The 21,102-nt window shown below is 64.5% G+C and carries 15 protein-coding genes; 7 read left to right on the top strand and 8 right to left on the bottom strand.

Features of this window, described 5'->3' with window-relative positions; translation table 11 throughout:
• Positions 1-234 precede the first annotated feature (234 nt).
• The 5 genes from ACFWI9_RS23055 to ACFWI9_RS23035 form a co-directional block, all read right to left on the bottom strand.
• Positions 235-1,026, bottom strand: a complete 792-nt coding sequence (locus ACFWI9_RS23055) for a DUF2785 domain-containing protein (RefSeq protein WP_387164717.1) — start codon at positions 1,024-1,026, stop codon at positions 235-237.
• A 630-nt stretch (positions 1,027-1,656) separates the two neighbouring features.
• The gene (locus ACFWI9_RS23050; RefSeq protein WP_387164716.1) at positions 1,657-2,757 is read right to left on the bottom strand and encodes an AAA family ATPase; all 1,101 of its coding nucleotides are present in this window, start codon (positions 2,755-2,757) and stop codon (positions 1,657-1,659) included.
• Positions 2,754-4,646, bottom strand: a complete 1,893-nt coding sequence (gene drmB, locus ACFWI9_RS23045) for a DrmB family protein (RefSeq protein WP_387164715.1) — start codon at positions 4,644-4,646, stop codon at positions 2,754-2,756. The genes ACFWI9_RS23050 and drmB overlap by 4 nt, the downstream gene beginning before the upstream one ends.
• A 5-nt stretch (positions 4,647-4,651) precedes the next feature.
• A complete protein-coding gene (locus tag ACFWI9_RS23040; protein ID WP_387164713.1) occupies positions 4,652-7,810 on the bottom strand; it encodes a helicase-related protein in 3,159 nt (1,052 codons plus the stop codon).
• Positions 7,807-9,423, bottom strand: coding sequence for an NERD domain-containing protein (locus ACFWI9_RS23035; RefSeq protein ID WP_387164712.1), 1,617 nt, complete (start codon positions 9,421-9,423; stop codon positions 7,807-7,809). Before ACFWI9_RS23035 ends, ACFWI9_RS23040 begins: the two co-directional genes overlap by 4 nt.
• A gap of 154 nt (positions 9,424-9,577) precedes the next feature.
• Between ACFWI9_RS23035 and ACFWI9_RS23030 the strand changes: the two genes are divergently transcribed.
• The 4 genes from ACFWI9_RS23030 to ACFWI9_RS23015 are packed head-to-tail and all read left to right on the top strand — an operon-like array spanning position 9,578 to position 15,507.
• Positions 9,578-13,162 carry an RNA polymerase sigma factor RpoD/SigA gene (locus tag ACFWI9_RS23030; RefSeq protein WP_387164720.1) on the top strand — a complete coding sequence of 1,195 codons (3,585 nt, stop codon included), beginning with the start codon at positions 9,578-9,580 and terminating at the stop codon, positions 13,160-13,162.
• On the top strand, positions 13,159-14,151 hold the full coding sequence (locus tag ACFWI9_RS23025; protein ID WP_387164710.1) for a hypothetical protein: 993 nt from the start codon (positions 13,159-13,161) through the stop codon (positions 14,149-14,151). The genes ACFWI9_RS23030 and ACFWI9_RS23025 overlap by 4 nt, the downstream gene beginning before the upstream one ends.
• Positions 14,148-15,035 carry a DUF6339 family protein gene (locus ACFWI9_RS23020; protein WP_387164707.1) on the top strand — a complete coding sequence of 296 codons (888 nt, stop codon included), beginning with the start codon at positions 14,148-14,150 and terminating at the stop codon, positions 15,033-15,035. The genes ACFWI9_RS23025 and ACFWI9_RS23020 overlap by 4 nt, the downstream gene beginning before the upstream one ends.
• A gap of 49 nt (positions 15,036-15,084) precedes the next feature.
• Positions 15,085-15,507, top strand: a complete 423-nt coding sequence (locus tag ACFWI9_RS23015; RefSeq protein ID WP_387164705.1) for a very short patch repair endonuclease — start codon at positions 15,085-15,087, stop codon at positions 15,505-15,507.
• Positions 15,508-15,543: 36 nt separating this feature from the next.
• On the opposite strand, the gene ACFWI9_RS23010 is transcribed toward ACFWI9_RS23015, so the two are convergent.
• Positions 15,544-16,698: a DNA cytosine methyltransferase gene (locus tag ACFWI9_RS23010; protein ID WP_387164704.1), complete on the bottom strand. Its 1,155-nt coding sequence runs from the start codon at positions 16,696-16,698 to the stop codon at positions 15,544-15,546.
• A 629-nt stretch (positions 16,699-17,327) separates the two neighbouring features.
• On the opposite strand from ACFWI9_RS23010, the gene ACFWI9_RS23005 reads away from it, so the two are divergent.
• Positions 17,328-18,197, top strand: a complete 870-nt coding sequence (locus ACFWI9_RS23005) for an NgoMIV family type II restriction endonuclease (protein ID WP_387164702.1) — start codon at positions 17,328-17,330, stop codon at positions 18,195-18,197.
• 18 nt (positions 18,198-18,215) lie between these two features.
• Here the strand turns inward: ACFWI9_RS23005 and ACFWI9_RS23000 are convergent, their stop codons facing one another.
• On the bottom strand, positions 18,216-19,103 hold the full coding sequence (locus ACFWI9_RS23000; RefSeq protein ID WP_387164701.1) for a NaeI family type II restriction endonuclease: 888 nt from the start codon (positions 19,101-19,103) through the stop codon (positions 18,216-18,218).
• Positions 19,104-19,470: 367 nt separating this feature from the next.
• Here ACFWI9_RS23000 and ACFWI9_RS22995 point away from each other — a divergent pair, with 367 nt between their 5' ends.
• Positions 19,471-19,890, top strand: a complete 420-nt coding sequence (locus ACFWI9_RS22995; RefSeq protein WP_387164700.1) for a hypothetical protein — start codon at positions 19,471-19,473, stop codon at positions 19,888-19,890.
• Between the two features lie 145 nt (positions 19,891-20,035).
• On the opposite strand, the gene ACFWI9_RS22990 is transcribed toward ACFWI9_RS22995, so the two are convergent.
• Positions 20,036-20,584: a DUF1932 domain-containing protein gene (locus ACFWI9_RS22990; protein ID WP_387164699.1), complete on the bottom strand. Its 549-nt coding sequence runs from the start codon at positions 20,582-20,584 to the stop codon at positions 20,036-20,038.
• 159 nt (positions 20,585-20,743) lie between these two features.
• Here ACFWI9_RS22990 and ACFWI9_RS22985 point away from each other — a divergent pair, with 159 nt between their 5' ends.
• Positions 20,744-20,941 carry a hypothetical protein gene (locus ACFWI9_RS22985; RefSeq protein WP_387164697.1) on the top strand — a complete coding sequence of 66 codons (198 nt, stop codon included), beginning with the start codon at positions 20,744-20,746 and terminating at the stop codon, positions 20,939-20,941.
• Positions 20,942-21,102: the final 161 nt, after the last annotated feature.

The following is a 21,102-nucleotide window of genomic DNA, read 5'->3' as shown; positions in this document are numbered from 1 at the left end:
GCCACACCTGCTCCGTGCGCGTGACGCCCCGGACCACCAAGGCGGAACCGACGACCGTGACGCGTTTTGCGGGTCGATACCTTCCGTGGGCGCGGGGAGCAGGAGGGCTGACGGGCCACCGTCATGCGATCGCCTTGGCGGTGTTCCGCCGACGGGACCACCGTCGGAGCACCGCCGCTTCCTCCAGGGAGCCTGCTCGACGGCTCGTTTCCCCGGGGCGGGCTCAGCCCCTGCTCACCGTTTGACGATCCGGTCGAGGACCGCGCCGAGGCCGTCCTTGACCGCCTCCCGGTGGTGGACGGCTTCCGGCGCCGATTCCGAGTCGGGCCGCACGCCGCGGTCGGCGAGGACGTAGAGCAGGCGGAGGGTGCGCAGGCAGTTGGTGACATGCGCCGGCACCGGGGTTGCTATGCGGTCGGCCCCGAAACGGGCGGCAATCGGGTCCAGCCACGCAGTCGCGTCGCGTTCGCTCATGTCGGTCCGGGTGAGAACCCGGCCGATCGCCCGGGCCAGCCGGTCGTCCTCCAGTTGGTCGAGGACGTGGGTGGTGGGCGCTGTCAGCCGAGCTGCGGCCAGCTCCAGCATCCGCGTCGGTGCGACCTCGGAGTGGCACCCGAACGATGCGAGCAAGTCTGCGCCGTGCGCGACCGCATGGAGCCAACCGAGTTCCTCGTCGTGGCCGCGCAGGTCCTTCTCCAGCGGGTACCAGCGCTCGAAGGCGTCCACCCAGCCGTTGCTGAAGTCCCCCTTCGCCACGAGCATGTCCAGAACGAGGGGAGCGAAGGTGCGGGCCTGGACCTCCCGGTCGTGAAACCGGGCGGCCATCTCATCCCCGAGCGCCAACCGCCGGGGTGCCTCGATCACCCCGCGGGCTATCCAGTTGTCGAGCACTTGGTAAGCCGCGCCGTCTCGGATCAGAGGATCGGGGTCCGCCAAGGCATGAGAAAGCCCTCGTACCAGCTCCTCCATAGAGTGGTCGGCGGGGATGGCGTAGTCGGCGGCCTCGATCGTGGTCCAGTTGATCATGGCGGGCAGGATAAGCCCACGCGGTCATACTGCGCCGCGAATAAGACCGTTCCCCCTGGGGCGGGGTGAAGGGCCCCGGGGTCGGCCGGGGGGTATTCGTCGGCGCGCTCGAAGGGGATGGTGAAGAAGGGCTGATCGTGCCCGAGGCCGTGGGGTCGGGTTCGGGCCGGCACTGCCACTGTGCTCCGTGGTGGCGGATGTGGACTTCCCCGCGGTACCAGGCGGCGAGGGTGACGAGCTGGGTGTCACGGGCCGGCGGAGCGACGATTGCGGGCTGAGGAACGTACGCCCCGGCTGTACACGTGCGGCACACCTGCATTGACACGCAACGACAAAGGGTCGGACTCAGTGAAACCGAGTCCGACCTTCTGCCTTCGGCTCGTCTGCTGGTCAGCGGCTTGATCACGCTGTTCCGGCTTCTGTGCCCCCGGCATGAGCCGCCGAACATGGGAAGCCGGCTCGGTGCGCGCCGGCGCTCGGTTTCCGGTCGTGATGGGGAGAATTGAATCCCGGGCGGATTTGAACCTGCGCACGTGGCACCGGAAGCCAGGTACGACCCTGACTCGAACGGGCCTCTGACTTGCGAGGGAGGGCTGATGCGGGCCTGGGACGGTATGACGGGCTGCACGATCAACCGGTGCGGCGTGTCAATGTGGAATCCGGGATGTTCGACAGGATGGTGGGTTCTTCGGAGCCGCGGTAGGCGAACTGAAGATCCTCGCGGGCGCGTGTGCACAGCACGAAAAGTCGAAGACGGGCGTCCACGCTGGTTGGGTCCTCTGTGTACGCGTCCAAGTCCGGCACGAAGACACTGTCGAACTCCAAACCCTTCATGCTGGCCGTGGTCACGATTCGGATCGGGCGGGTCGCGAAGTTGATGGTGTCCCGGTATCGATCGTCGTGAACATAGGCCTGGGTGTACTTCGCAAGCCCGAGGTGCGTGAGTTCCCTCTGGATGTCCCGCAGCAGCCTCGTCGATCTGCAAATGATTCCGATGGTTCGATCCGGATGGGCTTTGAAGTACTGGGAAACACCGGCGAGGTGATACTCCACTGATGGGACCTTCAGGACGCTGGGGGTAGGACCGCAGCGTGTCGGCCAGGGCATCGCGTCCCGTGTCTCCGTTCGGAATTCCGAAGCCAGGATCACGATCTCCCGACTGCACCGACGGTTCTCCCGCAGCACGAGCTGATCGGCCGGTGCGTCAAGGAACCTTCGTATCTCCGACAGGCTGCTCTCGTCGTCGTCGATCCGTTGGCTCTCGTCTGCGAACACGGTGACGCCGACGCCGAGGAAGCGACACAACTGGTAGAAGGCGACGGGCAGATTCTGACCCTCGTCGATCACCAGATGCGCGTTCGATCTCAACCTCTGTCTGATGCAGTCTCGCTGCATCTCGATCCAGTCGTAGTTCCAAGCATCTTCGCCGATCAGCGGGGGATCGGTCCGGAAACGCCTGTGCCAGAAGTCCCTGACCCACCGGTGGTAGGTGGTGACGTTCAGGGCCTCCGTGAGGTCCGGTGCCAACTGTGCAAGGTACTGATGCAGCAGATTGGAGCGCGTGCAGAGAGCCACGTCGCGCCCGGCAACTGTCAACGCCCAGGCCCGGTAGATGGCCATCGTGGTCTTCCCGGCGCCAGGTGCCCCGGTAACGACGTGGTTTCCGTGGAACGGAAGATCGACGATTGCCTGTTGCTCGGGTTCGAGGTTGAGGAGGGAGGGGATCTTCACGGCACATCGACGGCTCTGGCCGACTCCTCGAGTGCGGCCTGAACGACTCCGCGAAAGAACCCTGGGACCTCGCCGTCGCCGATCAGCAGTGTCCTGTCCAAGAGGGAGTTGTCGATCTCGCAGCACGTCTCGGGAAGAAGCGTGCAGGCATGGCACGCGGCGCGGTTGAGGTTGGCCAGAGACCTACCGGTCGAGTCGGCGCACAGTGGGTCCTGGGAGCACCACTGAGCCGATTCGAGCAGTCGGATCAAAGTCTCGACGAGGTTCGGTGGCTGCCCCTGGCGTACGAGTCCGCCCAGCGTCCCCTCGACGTCTCCGGCGGCTGTATAGATGAACACGCCGGCCTGCGGCGGAAGTCCACTGCCCGGTGGGTGGCTTCGAGCGTAGATACGTTCTCGTAGCGACGCTGCGTTGTACCCGCTGTCGTACGAGAGTTGGCGGATGAATTGATGAGCGAGCGTGTGCAGCATCACGAATCTCGGAAGAAGGTCCGGACCCGTCTTTTCCCTGAGGCGGTCGGCCTTGAAGGAGGCGTCCATATTGCGCATGATGCGTCGTGTCCAGCCGCGCACCGACTCAAGCCTCTCCCAGCTGCCGACGCGTTGCTCGTCGACGGCGATGAAGATTCCTTCGCCGTAGATCTCGATCGCAGGCAGCCATCGGGCCCGGGTCTGTATGTCGACTGACACGACGCGCCCGCCTTCGCCCTCTTCGTCGTCACCTGAGCTGGGCTCGTACCGCGAGAATCCCTGGAGCGCACGTACCTCGCGTACCCGGTCGGCGACAACCACGGCGGCTATGCTCGCGCCCAGCTCCTGCATGGATTCAGGGTCGTCGTGACCGACCCCGAGATGGGTCCGGCGCACGGACAACGTCTTGGAATCGGCGACGGATTCCGGTGCGGAGAATGCCGCCCACTCGGCGATGCTGAGGTCCTCGTCTGGATCGGTAGCGGACGACAACGACGCTGTTTCGTCGGCATGGCGGCTTCGCACAGTTTCCACGAACGCCTCTGTGACTCCACAGTGGTTGGCGATCACAGCCTTGTAGGAGTCTGAGATCGGGCTGCCGTGCTCGTTGTTCAAGTCTGGCCACAGAAAGTGGTTGACGACCTTCTGGGTCGATTCGTCTTCTTCGGACAGGCCCGCCGGCGCCGGGATGTCGATCGCCGAGTGGGTGATCGGGAAGTACACGTTGGAAGCGCCGCGCTGTACCGCTCGTGGCGTTTCATCGCAGGGATCCGCCTCGTCGGTCTCGTATTGCCAGGGGTGTGTTCCCGTGCACTCCACTCCTGTCTGCTTGAGTATGTTCTTCTGGCTGACTCCTGCCAGATTGCGACTGGCTCGGCAAACGGCACAGACGACGCGCAGCGCCTCCAGTCCGGACGACTCGGGAGTGGCGAGGAACCGGAGGCGGCGAACCTGGCATTGGCGCTGAGCATGGCCCTCGCTCCTCGAATGGGCCCATCTACGCCAGTCGATGTCGGCCATATGGCCTGCCCTGCACACCTGGATGAAACGCATCGGGGCCAGCTGCGGCTTGCTGGCACAGCGCCCGCAGGTCGGCTGCTTGTCCCGTTGCTCGCGATCCAGGCGCCAGAACTCCATTTCCCTGCACTGAGGGCAGAACAGCCACTTGGGAAACCGTACGTAGGAGGGCCCGCTGCGGCTCGCGTAGGCGGCTTTTCCCGAGGGAATGACCGGGGCCGACCGGAAGCCCTCGACCCCCAACTTCCTCGCGAGGCGTGGTGAATCCACCCGCTCGGCATTCGCTGCCCAACTACGTATGTCGGCGGCTACGAACGATTCGCCTCGCAGATCGAGGATTCCACCGACGCCGAACGGGACGATGGTCTGCGACCTGCGAACCTTGCGGCGAATATCCTTCATGGCCCTCATGTTCCTTTCACGCAGACGAGGCACTCGCGGTCGACGTTGCGCATCGACTGCGCCGTCTTCCACAGGCCACCCTGCTTGCCGAAGTCGGTGAGGAGTGACGGGTGCAGTCGTCCCTGGGGCTGGTAGTAGAGACGGCTACCCTCGCCACGCGCGATCTCAGCCTCCTGCATCCAGGCTTCGATCAGAGAATCCAGCTGCTCGGCTGCGGCGCCGGCCTCTTCCGGATCGGCTCGCCGCGCGTGATCTACCACGAGGTCGCGGATCCGGGCGACTTCGTCCGCGTGATCGAGGATGTCTCCGGCCTTGTCCTCCGCGTTCAGCCCGATTCTGTGACGCACAAGGATGGTCAGCACCGCGTGCAAGGCCCGGTTGCGTGAGGGCATGGACCAGGGAGTGACGCTGGTCGGTTCGACATGCCGATAGAGCGAGCGGTGGTACACGCCGAAGGACTCGTAGTGCGATCGGTCCCGTGGTTTGGTCGAGCGGAAGAGCGTGACGATCAGCCCCGGTACATGACGACGACCTACGCGGCTGGTGGCTTGGATGTACTCCGAAGTCGTCTTGGGTTGTCCGTTCATGAGCATGAGGCCGAGCCGTGGAATGTCGACGCCTACGGACAGCATGTTGGTAGTGGCGAGGAAGGAAACGCTGCCGGCTTCCTCGAAGCTCTTACCGAGACGATCGAGCAGTCGTGGTTGAGCGGCGCGCGGAATGTTGCTGGTGAGTTCGACCACCGAGTCGTCGTTCAGTCCGCGGCGCCGAGTGCCGTCCTTCGTCAGATGCTCGAGACGGGCGGGGATGTCGTCCCGCGCGATCGTGACGGTTCGGCCCAGTTCCCGCAGGCTGTTGTGATAGGCGACCGTGGTCCAGTACGCGTCACGGAGGCTGTCGTCGTCGCAGATCTCCTTCGGGGCCTGCAGCGCGGCAGCCCCCACGTGCACGGTCGACGTAGAGGCGGTGTGCCCCTGTGCCATGACACCCACGTACAGATGTCCGGGCTTGTCCTTGTCGGGCGAGGCAAAGTAGGAATGACCGGCGTTGATCCCCGCCGGAGGGAAGAGCTGTGCAGGTCGACCGTAGAGGCTGCGGATCTGGTCCTGCGAGCGTCGGATCGTCGCTGTGGATGCGATGACCTTCGGCGCGGTACCTCCGCGCGTGCAGAGCTCGAGGACAGCCGCTTCGTATAGTCCGACCGTGGTTCCCAGAGGCCCGGCCAGGAGATGCAACTCGTCCTGGATGACCAGCGAGGGTGCGCGCTTGCCGTTGCCGCCGAAAATGTTGCCCGCCTCTGGTTCCCATGCCAGTCGCGCGAACTTGTCCACGGTGCCGAGTACGAATGTCGGAGGATCCTTGTAGATCTGTTGGTCCACGACCGACACCGGGAGCAGCTTGTGGAAGTCGCAGGCGTCGCGCGGACAGAAGAACGAGGTGGTGACACCGTCCGCCCGGATGCCGAAGTCGCGATCCTGACCCTGCCGTTCCGGGACGATCTCGGTGCCGCACCATGGGCAGCGCTCGAGCAGGAAGCGGTCATCGGGTGTGTGCATCTGCTTCAGGGCATCCAGTTCGTCCTGCGCGGCCGAGATCTTGTTCGGCGTCGTCTCCTTGCCCACCCAGAGTCCGATGGAGATGGGGCCCCCCAGGTCATGGGACAGCGGCCCGTCGTGCCCTCTCCTGATGTACTCCAGGGCACAGATGGCCGTTGCCGTGCGCTGGAACTGCTGTGTGGTGAGGAGGCTCAGCGTGTACCGACTCAGAACGGCCGTGCCACCCCCGGCGGAACCGAACTTCAACCGGCGCCAAAGAATCTCGAAACAGGCGGTGAGGAGATAGGCCTCCGTCTTGCCACCGCCTGTGGGGAACCAGATGAGGTCGACCGTCTTACGACTCTCGTGCTCGGGGTTCATCAGGCCCTCGACCACGAGCAGGAAATAGGCGAGCTGGAACGGGTGCCACGCATAGTCGCCATCGGGCTCGGACAGTTCGAGCACTTCGCTGTTTCTACGGCGACGGCTGCCCGCCAGTTCCGGCCGACTGTGGAGCATTTGGAGCGCCATGGCTCGATTGGCCAGTCGGAAGGCCTCACGTGCTTTGGCCCCTAGGGGTGTTGACTGTGTGAGAGCCTCCACTCCCGACATCATGCGGTCGACCGCGGTCCCGATGCGTTCGAGGATGCGCATGGTGGGCGCGGCGGCCCATGCGCGCAGGGACTCCGCCTCGGACCGTTGGGTGTCGAACCACTTGCGATAGCCCAGGACGAAGGAGTGCAGATCGGCCTTGAGCCCGTCCAAAGCGAGATCGGGTCGGGAGAGGTACGCGAGGTTGAGCACCCGCAGGTCCTTGGGGCCGTCGGGTTTGATGTGCTCGACCACCTGCTGCGGCATGACCTTGGCTTGCACGGTGGTGACGGGGTCGGATTCGTAGTCCCACTCGACGGCACATCCGTGTCCCACGGCTCTGGTCACGATGTGCCGATACTGGACCCGGAGTTCCTGCTCTTCCTCATCGCGACTGTTGAGACGGGTACTCGGGTACTCCAGGATCGACGATCCATCGAGTGTCGTCGCCCGCAGTTCGACCTGGAAGAGCATCAGATCGCGATCCTTGCGGGTGCTCTCCTCCTCGTCGTGGGCGTTCGCCAGCACGCATGTAATGAGATGTCCGTTGCCGAAAGGCCTCCACCGGACATGGAGAAGCCCGTGACCGTCCAGGACGCTGATCGGCGTGGTTCGTTCCGCGGACACGGTCTCTGTCGTGGAGAGCCGAGGTTGCCTTCGCCAGCTGCGACGCCCTCCCTCCCTCAACGTCATGTAGCGGGAGGCCGCGCATGTCACCTTGATGCGGCGAGCGTTGGTGAAGAAGGAGAAGCCGAGCGAGGACGGAAGCCATGCGTTCGCCTCGGCCACCGGATCGTCGGCGAAGCTGTCCTCCTCCCCGTTTCCCGCCTCCGTCTCGTTGAAGTCTTGTTCGCCGTCGTCCTGCGAGTGCTCGAGCAAGGAGGCACCCCGCGGATACAATGTGCCCATCAGGTAGCGCCGGTCGGGCGGGTCGACGAGCGTCTCATCCTCGGCACCTGACGGTCCGACCAATTGCTTGTGCAGGTATTTCACGAAGCGGGCGCGGCAATCCGCAAGTTGGGATGCGGAGTCGTTCACTTGCGACGTCCTTCCCGGGTGAGCACGGTCATACCCAGATCCTTGAGGGTCTGGCGGGTACCGGGGCGGCAAGCGACCCAGAGCTGGGCGCGAGCCCTGGTCAGGGCGACGTACAGTGCGTCAAGACGGCCCTCGAGTTGTTCGGGCTCGAGGTCGATCACACAGACCACGTGGTTTTCGTGGCCCTTGAAGTCGGCGACGGATGACCAGGTGAGACGGTGCTTCGTGCGGTCGGTTCCGACTACGTCGGAGAACTTCTCGATCTTCGAGGCTCGCTGTGAGAGACGGGCCGAGCTCGCTTCCCAGTCCCCTGCGACGGACAGCAGCGTGATGTCCCGGAGCGAGACACCCTCCCGCACGAGCTCGTTGACATAGACGTCGAGGACCGCTGCCTCCTCGCGAACGTCTTGTGCGTCGGCGTAGCGGACCGCCTCGCCCTCGCCCGCGGACGCGACTCCCAGGTCGGCTCCCGTGTAGTGGTGTACTTGCTTGACGATCTGCACGGTATTGCGGCAGTTGCGTTTCAAGGGCCCGGACACGAAGCCAAGGGTGAGCAGGTAGTCCCAGGCCTCGGGGTCGAACGAATCCGGGACCAGTACCTGGTTGTTCTGATCGAGCATGAAGAGCCAGTGGCCTTTGGCGAGGCCGCCCGAGACGACCTTCTCCAAGGTGTCCAGACATTCGAAGGTCATCAGGTCTTGTGCTTCGTCCACGATCAGATGGTCGAAGGTGCGTCCTCGAACCTCGTCCAGACGGTCGAAGGGCAGGAGCGTGATCGAGTCGCCTGTCAGGATCCGGTCCATGTGAGCAGCCAGCGTGGTGCTCGCACAGGTGAACAGGACACTGCCGGTGACCGACTTGCGGCGCGCCGCCTCGGCGGCGAGGAAGGTCTTGCCGGTGCCGGCGCCCCCGGTCCAGATGAGGCGTGCGTTGGACTCCGACTCGTCCAGCCTGTCGATCTGTTCGCTGGTGAGGCGTTCGAAGACGACGTCGAGGTGCGTCAACCGGGACTGCAAATTGGGCACGAGGTCGAAATCCGGGCGGACGGCCTCGAGCATCTTCTTGCGCAGGGAGGCAGAGACAGGGGTGCGGGCCCACCGGTTCCGAGCCAGCCAGAAGCGAGTGGCTCGTTCGATGCCCTGTGCAAGACCGCGTCCGCCGTTGTACGCGGTGGCGCCCAGATACTGTTGGGGCTCGAACTCGGTCGTCCGTTGGATGTCGACGTCCGTGGTGATCACGAGGTATCCGCTCGGCACGCCGTGGTTCCTCAAGTCCCCGATCAGGTCGCCGAGCTCCCGCTCGAACTCGTGCATGCCTCCGCTGGCCTGGGCGAAGGGGCTTTCCTTGGGGCCTTCTTCGCGACCAGGTGGCCCGTAGTACCACTGTCCGTCGCGGTGATGGACCCCACCTCCCTTGACCTCGATGAAGAGCAGGATGTCGGGCATGATGAGGACGAAGTCGATCTCGCCGACACGCTTCTTGTGGTGCTTGGGGAGATGAACCGTGTGCAGGGCGACGCTCTGGTCGTCGGGGATCGCCTTGAGAGCCACGAACACACTGCGCTCGGCCTGGCTTCTCGTGCTGCTCGAGATCTCGCTCGGAATGATGCGCATCAACTCTCCCCTTGGGTCACGCTCACAAGTCCTCAAAAAAATACCGAGCGACGGACCCTCGGCGCGCGGCCCCTGGCAAGGAAGTGCTGGCAGCGAGGGCCCGTTGAGTGATGGACTACGACGGAGCGGCAACGAAGTAGGGGTGCGGGGCGTGATGACCACAGAGCGGGGCGATACATCCGGGATCCGGCTGGATCAACCCGGTCGGGAGCTGCTTGTCGGGCTCATACGTCGATTCACGGATGAAGGGGTCGAGCGCAGCGCAGCCCTGATGCAAGTGATCAGGGCTGCACGCCTCGAGGCGCAAGAGTCCCAAGCCTTGTACGAAGCCGTGGCAGCGGCACAGGAGGATGCCCGACACGAAGCAGACACACCGGACGTCACGGAGAGCGCTGCTCCCGAGGAGGGGACCGGTCTCGACAAGGTGGTCGACGACTTGGATTCCTTCGATGAAGGAGATGGAGCCCCGGACCTCGAGTCCCTCCGAGGGACGGTGCGTGTCGACGACATGGAAGCGGCCCGTCGCGCCGCTCGCAACCTACTCGAGGCCGATCGTCGGCGCGTGAACCCGCACCGGCGTCTACTGAGCGCCGAGGAAGAGGTGGGGCTCTGCCTTCTGTTCCGAGGAACAAGAAATTCCTCGGACGAGTTGCCCGATGGCTACTTGGCGACACTCCCGAGAGACAGCGAGGCGTACCGGGCCGCGTCTGCCATGGTCATTCACAATCAGCGGCTCGTGCACAAGATCCTGCGCGGCATGGGGCGCTGGACAGGTGGTCCCATGTACGAGGACCTGGCGCAGCACGGCATGGTAGGGCTCATTAGAGCCATGGAGAAGTTCGACGTCTCCATGGGGTGCAAGTTTTCCACCTATGCCACTTGGTGGGTTCGGCAACGAATCACGAGAGCCGTGATCAATGAGGAGGCGGCGATTCGGCTTCCGGTTCACGTCTGGAACGACGTGGAGAAGGTGCGGAAGCAGGAGCGAGCGCTTCTCGACCAGGGAAGAACCCCCAATGTGGATGATCTGACTTTGGCGTGCGAACTCAGTTCCGCAAAGGTTACGGAGTATCTGAGGTTGGCGCATCGGGTGGTTCTGTCGTTCGACCAACCGGTCGGTGAGAATACGTTCCTCGGGGAGTTGGTCGTCGATGAATTACAGCGCGTTCCGGGGCCGGAGCAGGAGCTTTGGTCGGAATTTGAACGCGAGGAACTCTTCCAGCTGTTCGATGCGTGCCTGTTCACGGATAGGACCCGGGATGTTCTTCTGCTGCGATACGGCTTCATCGACGGCACAGCCTGGACGTTGGAGGAGATCGGGAAGAAGTTCGCGGTCACGCGAGAACGTATCCGGCAGATCGAGAAGCGCGCGTTGGAGGACCTCAGGATCCAGGTGGGGTTGGATCCTGACAACCCCGACGCGCAACGTCGCCGGGAGAAGGCCGCCCAGAAGATAGCTCAGGAGGTCGCTGAGATGTCCGAACGGCACAGAGGCTCGGTGGGGCGGGCAGAGGCGGGGGCCGGCGCATCAGTGCAGAACGACAGTGCGGGCAAGCCGGAGGCAGAGAGCGGCTCCGATGGGAGAGAGGGAGCGGTGGTGTCGAGGGAGATGGAGTTCGGCCGGTGGTTGACCGACCGGCTGCGTGAAAAGGGCACGGACGAATGTGAATTGGCATACAGGCTGGCAGTGACGCAGGCGCTTGTCGAAGCCTGGCTCGATGGTCGCTCCATGCCTGAACCCGACCTATTGGCCAGGGTGCAGGAGACCCTTGGAGTCGATGCGAAAGGCACGCAGGGCTTCGCGGGGGGTCCGGAACGATCGAACCCTCCTTCGAAGCCATCGGTCGCGTGGTACCACCGGCCCGAGCACGACGACGGCGGGAGAGAGTTCGGCAACGCGGCGGCTTTCGCCTTCGAGGCCGACCTGGAGATCCTGGCTCGTGAGGCGACGCAGAACAGCCTCGACGAGCGCGACAGAAGGAACGATCGCCCGGTGAGGGTCCGTTACACCCTGCACGAACTGACGGGGGACACCCTGGCACGGTTCCGTACGGCGATCCGTTGGTGCGACCTCCACCCGCACTATGAGGCTGCTGCTGCACAGGACCAGAAGGTCGGGCGGGTCATCGGCGCCGGTTTGCGGGAAATGCTTGAGCGGGATCGGCTGGTTCTGCTTCGCGTAGACGACTACAACGCCAACGGGCTGACCGGTGACGACTACGATGACGGCCGCTTCGCCGCCGTGGTGCGGCGCCAACTCGAAAGCCGCAAGTCGGATGTGGAGGCGGGTGGTTCGTACGGACTCGGAAAAGCCACGCTCTGGGCAACCAGCCGGCTGGGGCTCGTTCTCATCAATTCCACGCTCTCCGAACCTCATGAGGGGCACACCCGACGGCGGTTGATCGGACGACTCGATCTGCCCTGGCGTGAAGTGGACGGCAAGAGATTTGCCGGGCCTGCTTGGTTCGGTCAGCCGGATCCCGGGGCCGACAACAGTGAGGTCGTCCGTTCCTGGTGGGCTGATGAAGAGACGGCAGAGGAGTTGCATCTCACCCGTGAGGGGGATGAACCCGGCACATCGTTCTTGATCGTCGGAGCACACGATGTGGCCAGCCTCGCCGGGGCCGGGCAGGCCCTCGAAGGCGATGCGATTGACGACGAGGACAGCCTGGAGCGTATGCACCAGCGGCTGGTTCGCGCGCTCGGTCGCAATTTCTGGGCTGCCATGACAGCCGGAGGGGACCGCCGACCTCTGCTGGAAGCATCGGTGCGCACGCTACGCAACGGGGTGGAATACCTAGAGGAAGAACGGGTCGAGCCTGAAGTGCATCAACCCGCGCGCTCGCGGGCTCTTCAGGCATTTCTGAGCGGCAACACGGTGGACCGGCTCACCGAAGCCGGTCAAGTAGCTCTCGTGACAGTGCCATTGAAGGTGCCCGAGAGGGACGGTTTGACAGGAACGGCCGGTGAACACAGGGCCGTACTTCTCATCACCGAGGCGACGGATGCCGATGGCAAGATCAACCAGGTGACTGCGATGCGCGGCAATCGCATGACGGTCAAGACCAGCTGGGTGCCGGGCCTTTCTGTGGGAACCAACCCGTTCCAGGCAGTTCTGCTCGTGGGGCGGGCGGCGGGTGACGATGCGCCCTTCGCAGCCGAAGCCGAGGAGTTTCTTCGATCTTCCGAGCCGCCGGAGCACAACAAGTGGGGTCAGACGGAGGAGTTGAGGATGCGCTACTCGCCTTCGGCCCATCGGCGGATCGCAGCGTTGACGTCGGAGGCCAACAAGGCCGTCCACGAACTCGTGTCGGTCGCCAAGGAGAAGAAGCCCAGCGGACCGAGCAGGGTGAGTAAACGCCTCAAGATCTCGGGCAAGCCCGCCGGCAAGGTCAGGGGGACGATGACGCCTCCGAAGCTGAGTGATCTGGAGGCAGTGGTCGACCCTTCCGGTGCGTGGCAGATCACTGCCGAGGTCAAAGTGCCGGCTGGGGGAGACCTTTGGAAAATGAACCCGGTTGCCAAGCTGGAAGTTCGCTCCGGTCCTCGTCCGGTGGTCAAATGGGCGGAACTCGTTGCCGTCAGCAATTGCGAAGTGGTAGATGGCACAGTGCATTTCCCGCTTGGGAGCCGTCGTGCGGTATTTCGGGGCGTCACCGACGTGTCCACACATCCGGTGAAGGCTGCACTGAGCGGTCTCGTTGTCGAGCTCCACGAGAGCAAGGGGGGTCTCGCGTGAGGGTTTACCCGTACCCCCGGCTTACCGGTGCCGTGACGGCGCGTGTCACGGCTGTCCGGTTGCGCGGCCCCGGAGACATCCGTGAGCAGTTGGAATCCAAGGGATACTCGGTCGTCGAGCAGGTCGTGGCACTCGGCATGGCCGAGCGCGACGACTGGCAGATCGCACGGCTGGCTCTGACGGCGACCTTGCCGGCCCGAGAGATCGAGACGAAGGGCCACTGGTCCGACATCGAGGTCGTCGCCGTTCTGACGGAGGGGGCCACGAACGCGCGCACTTTCATCCCGTTGACTTGCGGTTTGGACGGTGGCAGGGAGTGGACCGGAGAGATCGAGCTCGACCGGGACGACCACCTGGATCGCGCGTCGCTGTCTGTGCACGTGGTGGCCACGGTCGAGGAAACGCCTGGTCGGATCATCGGCTCCACCGATCAGGAGTGGGTGATCGACATCAACTCCGATGTCCCGCTGAGGGATCGCCAACTGGACGTCACCACGGTCAGTTTCGCCCGCGGCGCCGAGTGGCTGCGTAGCTTCCGCGACGCACCCTGGATCGTGGATACTTCTGGGCGGATGCCTACAGTCCGCCTTAACTCGGACTTCGAGGGCCTCGTAGCACTGGTCGAGGGCCGGGGTTCAAAGGTGGAGGGTGTGGTGGGCGAGATGTTGTTGGCCCAGATGTGCGCCGATGTATGGACCGCTGTATTCCACACTGCCATCGGCGACCTGGAGATCGAGGACGACGGGACGCCGCTCTTCCCGCCCGACTGGCGAGGCGCGGTGCTGCGAGAGATGCTTCCGGACATTGTCCCAGGGCGGGCGGTGGAGGATGCTCTCCGAGAGGTGCATCTCCGGCGTACCGGTGAGGGGAGCTGGACGGATCTGCAACCTCGTATCCAGTACGCCGCCGCACGTCGTGCCGAGGTTCCCAAGGCGTTGGCCACCACTGTCCGTGACATCGCACGAATCGACCAGGAGACTCTCGCGTGACTTCGCGTCCCGAGTACCTGCCGGAACGGCTTGCTCTGATCTCCGATGTGCAGGCTGCCGAGTTCATCTCCACAGGACTACTCGAGGGGCGCGAGGACGTTCCCTCCATCGCGCTGAACAAGATTGCCGAGAGACTGCCGGGTGACGACGCGCGCCTGAGACTGGACCGAGTCCGGGATCTGATCGAACACGCGCTGGGCAGATTCGGGGATGAACGTGCCACGGCAGCGGACGCGTGGCTGGCACCGCGTCTGCATGAGACCCTGCGACTCACACGTCGGGAAGCGGGCGAGAAGGGGTACTGGACATATCTGGCCCTTGGAGTGGCGCCGGACTACGTAGTGTGGCGGCATCGGTCCGAACCCAAGGCGGATGGATCGCCTGGGCGCGTGGCTCGCGACAGGTTCCTCGGCCCGCACTACAAGCAGACGTTCGCCCGGCTCTGGTGGGCAGCCGAACTCTTCCGTGACGGCTCGGACTACCGACCCGTTGTGGTGGCCTGTGGCAACCAGGACATGCTCAACTCTGCCCTTCGGCTCGACGTCATCGACCACCGTCCCACCGCTCTTGCTCTCGTCAGGCTCATTGAACGGGGCAATGTGCGCACGGGTCGAGAAGTCAACGCCCTGACGTCGGCAGTCAATGCTGCCGCAGCGACCTTGATGTACGACGTCATCGCTCCGGATGTGGAAAGTGATCGGGAACCGCTGCGCGAGTGGATCGCGGGCGCCGAGTCATCAATTCCATCGCCCAGAAATGAGCTGCCCCAAGGTCCGGAGGAGGAGAGAGTCCCAGAGGAGGCGATTGAGAGACTTATCGTCCACTTCGAGGAGCTGCTTGCATACGCGCAGGTCAGGGGGCGGATTTCGAACGAGAGCGTGTGACTTTGTGGAGCGGGCTCTGCCGGGGGATCGGTACGGCAAGATGGAAAGCATGAGGCGCCTGGAGACTTCCGATGCGACGCGGGCTCGGATGAGTCGACAGAAGAGTCGCGACACGCAGGTGGAGATCACATTGCGGCGAGTGCTGCATGCGGCGGGGCTCCGTTACCGCGTGCATCGTCGGCCGATCAGGGGGGTGCGGCGTGAGGCCGACATCGTCTTCGGGCCGGCCAAGGTCGCAGTGTTTGTGGATGGTTGCTTCTGGCACGGCTGCCCCGAGCACGCGACCTGGCCGAAGACAAACGCCGCATTCTGGAGCGAGAAGATCGAGAAGAATCGTGCTCGGGATCTCGACACGGACGCCAGGCTCGAAGCAGCAGGGTGGCTGCCTCTGCGTGTCTGGGAACACGAGTCGGTGGAAGCGGCGGCGGTCCGCGTGATCGAGGTCGTGCGGCGGCGGCGCGGCGTGGAATGAAGCGAGGCGAAGCCTCGCGCACCCAAAGCCTGAAAATCAGGTGGACGTCTCGCCGCTCGATGTCCCGATTTGCCCGGCGTCGAGCGGCACGCAAGTCGGCAGCGCGCCCTGGTCACTGGCTCGCCGCGGCTCAGGCACTCCATGTGAAGCCACTTCGCCACCCCATGTGAGGAGTCTCTTCAGTACCGCTTCGGACGGCGGACTCCATCCGAATGCCGCGCTGAGGATATGGATGGCCAGGCGGGGAGGCACGGCGTTGCCAATCTGCTGAGCAACGTCACGCCCAGTCCACGGATAGTCGCCCGGAAACGTCTGGAGTCGTCCCGCTTCGGAGGGAGTGAAGCGTTCGAGTTCGTTGCCGTCCAAGGCGACGACTCGGTTCCGGGAGATCTTCCCGGTGACCGTGGCCGAGGGTTCGTCGGAACGGCGACGGCCTCGTGCCTTGGGGTCTCCCCCCGTGCCGTAGTTGGAGATCACGACGAACGGGGTCCGCCGATCGAGTACGTCGGACATGGTTGTCCACGGCAGCAGGGTCGGATCCCCCGTGTCACGTGGGACTCCCTTGCGGTAGGGGCGATGCGTAGGAGTCGGGAGGGTCGGGGCGTCCTTTCTCGTTCGGGCGATCAGTACTGCCCGCTTGCGGGTCTGGGGGACCCCGAACTGTTCCGTTCGCAGGATCCCGCAATCCGCCGAGTAGCCTTCGCCTTCCAGGGCCTCGGAAAAGGCTTCCCACACCGGAAGCACGGCAGGAACCTGTTCGAGGACGATCGCCTGGTACGGGCGATCGTGATCGTCGATCGCTTCGAGCGCCCAGCGGAGAGGCTCCAGTACCAGCCCTGTCCTCTCGTCCTGCAGCTGCGCCAGGTCCTTCTTGATCAATTCACGATCTTCTCTGGCCACCATGCGCTTGACGAATGCGAGCACGTCGTCGAGCGCCTTGCGTCCGGCCCCATTGCCGGCCACCGTGAACGTCTGGCAGGGAGGGCCTCCGGCGAGCACATCTGCCTCGGGGAAATGCGACGGTCCGTAGTCGCGTACGTCGCCTTCCACAGTCTCCAAACCCGCCGCACGACGCGTCGCGCATGCGCTAGCGTCCCATTCGACGCCTACCGTGGGGATGCCGAGTTTCTCCGCCGCCACGTCCAGCCCGCCGGGGCCAGCGAACAGGTCGACGATTTTGACGGGCTGCACTCGTTCTCCACTATGTCGGCTGCAAGGAATGAGGGCAGGTGCTTCAGACAGTGCTGCGAAGTCTGCCCTGAGCATCAACTGCGGACACACAGGCTACCTGTGGCCACTGACAGCAGAGCATCATCGTGCGCTCCATCGGTGCGGAGGGCGGCGTACCTCGCGCAGGAGCATCAGTACGTCCGGCATGAGTCCTCTACGTCGTCGGCGGGCTTGGCGGCCAGCGGGTGTGACAAAACGGGTAAACCTAGTGTCTCTATGGGTCTTTTGCGATTGATCTCCGGGTTCGCGGCCGCTCGTCACTGATGGTATCCACCGTGTCGCCATGGCCCGACCCATTTCCTTGATCTATTTGTTCGCCGGTTGCGGTGGTGTGACCGCCGGCTTCGCCGCTGCGCGGGGGTACGGGCCCGTGACGAGATCGCTCGACAGATCGGCAACGCCGTGCCTCCGAGACTGGCGTGGGCTATTGCAGAGCGCCTCAAGCCCTACCTGCGCAGGGAGCCACCGGCATCGCCTCGGCCAACACGCTCGAAGGCCCCCCGCCTGTCTCGTGGGCGTGAGTCTGGATGCGAAGACGGCCAGGTACGGGCCGCTGGTACGGTGCGGGCATCCGTACGAAAGGAGGCGGTGTGCCCGCGCCGTTCGCGCTTGAACTTTGCGGTTTCCGTGAAGGACGTCCCAACACCAGCGACAAAAACGATTCGCTCTCCCAGGAGTTGGGCCACGCCTTTTTTGAGCTCCTTGGCGTACCTCATGACAAGAGCGCTCCGAAGACCGTGGACAAAGCATGGTCGGCGGCTATGGTGGTCGATCTTGCCAAGCAGATTGCCCCGGCAGCACCCCACCTCATCGTGCGCGCCGAGCGGCGGCTGGCGGAGTTCGAGCAGTACGCGTACCTGAACGCGCTGAAAAGCCTCTCCGAGGACGATTCCCCCGAGGTGGCCACTGCGCTGATACCTCTGGAGCGCGCCACCCACAACATTGCGCCCGAGTCGTCCCAACTCGTTGATGATCTGAAGGAAGCTCTGGCCGCGGCCGACGTGCGGCGGCGTGCGCTCGTCGAGCTGCTCGGTGACGAATCACCCCTCCGTCTCGACGTGGCTGTGGGCCGTTCCGACCCGTCCGCGCCAACCGGCGCGGCCGAGATACCGAACCATCTGGTGGCGGGATTCTCGCTGAAGTGGTCCCTGCGCACGGATCGTCTGCAGGATCCCCGTACCCAGGGGGCCAAGATGGCGACCATGCGTCGTGGGCGCATGCCGCACTTCGCCGCCGTGACCATGGAGCCTCGTCCCTACATGCTTGGCCGGTTGGGCAGAGGTACTGGTGATCTCGACTGTGTCTACCACCTGGCACTCTCACCGCTGATCGAAGCGGTTCAAGCAGTCTTCATCAACAACAAGGACAGGATTCGGCAACGTGACATGTTCATGCGCATGGTGGAGCAGCGTCGTCTGCGCGACTACGACGACCTGGTGACGTACGTCGCGACGCTCTGACGCTCCCTGGTGGCTCGCTCAATATTCGGTGGGGGCAGGGGCCGACGCGTCGCCCGCGCGGGCAAGGACATATCGATGTCCGTCGAGTTGGACGACCGGATCGGTATCGCCCTCCGTAGCAAAGGCGAGGCGTGCCGCCACCCACGAGCCCTTGTCGGGGACAGGCAAGCCGAGAGCGCGCGCGAGTACGGGGTGCCGTCCCTGATGGCCAAGGATGACGATGCCCTCACGACCGAGGTGCTGTGGCAGTCGAGCATCGCGGACGCGCTTGGGCGAATCCTGTTGGCTGGCGACGGTCAGGGTCGTCGTCCGGTCGACCGTGCAACCTCCGCCCGGACCGCTGGGCGTGCGATGAAAGGCCACTCTGCGGAACAACTCGTTGATCCGCAGCTGTCCACCGTTGCCACTGCCTCGATACCCGTTCGAGGCGCGAAAGATCGCTGCGCGGTCCTCGTCCCGGAGAGACAGGAGCACATTCGTCGGAAGTGCGCCATCCGGTACAAGCCAGTGAACAGCCCGCCGCCCCTGCGCCGAGATCCCTCGCTTCTTGTCCTGGTTGTAACCGGGTCGTAGCACGCCTTCAGCGATACGGATCAGGCCGACCTCGAAGCGTCCGCGATGGTCATCCGCCGACATCACCAGGCAGATATGCCCCATGGCTTCTTTTGGGATGGTCCAAGTCCGCTCGCTCGTGAACTTCGCGTCGACCTCTTGCCCGGCGATCTCGTAGTCCATCGCCTGTCCGTACTCGAGGCCGAAAGCAGAGCGCGTGACGATCTCAACCTTCGTGCCAAGATAGGTTTTTTCCGTCTTATCCAGCTTCTTTATGTCAAATCGCCCGGTGCGCTGGCCGTCGAGGACCTCGTCGATGGACTGCCGGAGCACGCCGGCAAAACGCTTCTCCATGTCCGAATGTCCGCGAAACCATGCGAGCACGCGTGTCAGGTCGGGATCGTCAGGGACAGTCGCGCTCGGACTCTGATGCGGAGGTTCATCGGGCCAGGGAAGGGGCAAAGTCACAAGATCGCAGTATCACCCATAAGGGTGAATCCGGGAAGAGGATCGGGGTGCCACCGAGCCGTCTTACCACCCGTACACGGTGCCGGTTCGATCTCATGTGTTCAGCCGCAGACCTGACTTGACGATCCGACAGCAGAACCCGTCCGCACCGGGTCATCTCCGAACGCGAGCTGGCGCAGTCGTTCAGCTCGGATGCCGACCGGGATCGCTTGGGCTGGGGGCACGGACCCGTGAGCGCCCGGAGGCGCTGACCGTGACCAACAGCGGCGATGAGGCCACCGACGGCACCACGGTCAGCTTCACCGACACCCTCCCCGCCGGCCTTACCGCGGTGAGCCTGTCGGGTACCGGCTGGACCTGTGACGTCGACACCCTCACCTGCACCCGGACCGACGTCCTCGACCCCGGTGAGAGCTCCCCCCCGATCACCCTCACCGCCGATATCGCCTCCAACGCACCGAAGCAGGCCACGAACACCGCCACGGTCTCCGGAGGCGGCGCGACCGGCGCCAGCACCGCCACCGCGACCACCACCATCAACAAGAAGCAGCAACCCAAGCCCAAGCCCCCGCACCACGAACGCCCCCACCACGGAAAGCCCGGAAAGAAGCCCGGTCACGGCAAGCCGGGCCACAACCGGCCCGGCCACGGCCACCGCCCCGGACCCCGCTAAAACCCTTAGTTAGAAGCCGTTGTCGTACCGATCAAGGGACAGGCGAACGGCTGGGGTCCGAGGACATCGACATCCCGGATGTGAGGGTGCCCGACTCCCTGGAGGCCGTCGGGCACCTGATCGGGTGGGGGCGCTCTGGCTCGCCTCAGATCTCAGGTGCGGTGTGAAGCCGGTCGAGCGCTTCCGTGACCCCCGTCGGCTGGTCCTTGAGAGCTGCCCAGCGCTCCACCACCTCCGCTGACGCGTCCATCAGAGCGGTCGGCAAGTGGGCATCGCCGAGGGCCTGTGCCGCCTCTCGCAGCTCCGGGGCCCACCGCCATGCACGAGCGGCAGTCTTCGGGAAGTACTCCGTCTCCGTCAGGTAGCCGGCCGTGCGGCCCCGGGCGATGTCGAGGAGTTCTTCCTCCACGCCGTGGTCGCTGGCGAGCGCGTACGCGACGGCGGCGAGCACTCGGCTCGCCTTCTGATGGCTCGTGTAGGAGAGCTTCAGGGCCGATGCCTTTCCGATCCCTCCTTCGAGCATGAGCGGTTGGATGGCGCTACTGCGGAAGGGCTGCGCCACGGCAGCGGTTGCCTCTTCGGGGCCCGAGAGGTACAACCGAGGCTTCTTTGTTTCGGACGGCGGGGATCCCACCACGGCGCCATCGACCACGGCGGATGCATTCGGCATCAGCAGACTGCCGATCTGTGCCATGTGGGCTGACGCGATGGCATTTGCATCGGCGTAGATTCCGGTGAAGGACTCCGCGGCGACGGACTGCGCGACTTCCGTGCCCTGAAAGGACGCCCTGTCGGGCGCCGCCCTTCGGCACGCCAACTCTCGGCTCTGGCCCCAGGAAGGGAGGACAGCAGCATGAGCGCTAATCCGATCCCGCTGCTGCACCTCACGCGTTGGCTGAATGCTGGGGTGCCCATCGCCGAGGTGGCCCGGCGGGTCGGCAACTCGCCGGAGGTGATTCACCGCAGGTACCACGGCTGTATCGACGGCCACGAGGAAGCCGCCAACGCGAAGATCGCAAAGGCGTTGGAAGAGGAGGGCGACACGGCCTGACGGGTGTGTCGGAGGTGTGTCGCGGGCACTGAGAGAGTGAGAAAATGCGGGGGTGATTGTTTATTGAACCCGCGTTTACAATTGGGGATTAGCGCGGGTGCGATGGTGTTTGTTGGTGGGTGTACCGCGAGTGCCCCCCGCAGGATTAGAAACAGCGCCCC

The organism is Streptomyces sp. NPDC127084 (genome assembly GCF_042724175.1).
GTDB lineage: Bacteria > Actinomycetota > Actinomycetes > Streptomycetales > Streptomycetaceae > Streptomyces.
Note: the sequence above shows the minus strand (reverse complement) of the source record. Positions and strands in the feature narration are given on the sequence as shown.

What these genes read in the sequence shown, in the direction of transcription:
- ACFWI9_RS23055 (WP_387164717.1), bottom strand. Translation starts at nt 1,026, where the DNA reads ATGATCAACTGGACCACGATCGAGGCCGCCGACTACGCCATCCCCGCC.
- drmB (WP_387164715.1), bottom strand. Translation starts at nt 4,646, where the DNA reads ATGAAGGATATTCGCCGCAAGGTTCGCAGGTCGCAGACCATCGTCCCG.
- ACFWI9_RS23035 (WP_387164712.1), bottom strand. Translation starts at nt 9,423, where the DNA reads ATGCGCATCATTCCGAGCGAGATCTCGAGCAGCACGAGAAGCCAGGCC.
- ACFWI9_RS23030 (WP_387164720.1), top strand. Translation starts at nt 9,578, where the DNA reads ATGACCACAGAGCGGGGCGATACATCCGGGATCCGGCTGGATCAACCC.
- ACFWI9_RS23015 (WP_387164705.1), top strand. Translation starts at nt 15,085, where the DNA reads ATGAGGCGCCTGGAGACTTCCGATGCGACGCGGGCTCGGATGAGTCGA.
- ACFWI9_RS23000 (WP_387164701.1), bottom strand. Translation starts at nt 19,103, where the DNA reads ATGGAGAAGCGTTTTGCCGGCGTGCTCCGGCAGTCCATCGACGAGGTC.
- ACFWI9_RS22990 (WP_387164699.1), bottom strand. Translation starts at nt 20,584, where the DNA reads ATGGCACAGATCGGCAGTCTGCTGATGCCGAATGCATCCGCCGTGGTC.
- ACFWI9_RS22985 (WP_387164697.1), top strand. Translation starts at nt 20,744, where the DNA reads ATGAGCGCTAATCCGATCCCGCTGCTGCACCTCACGCGTTGGCTGAAT.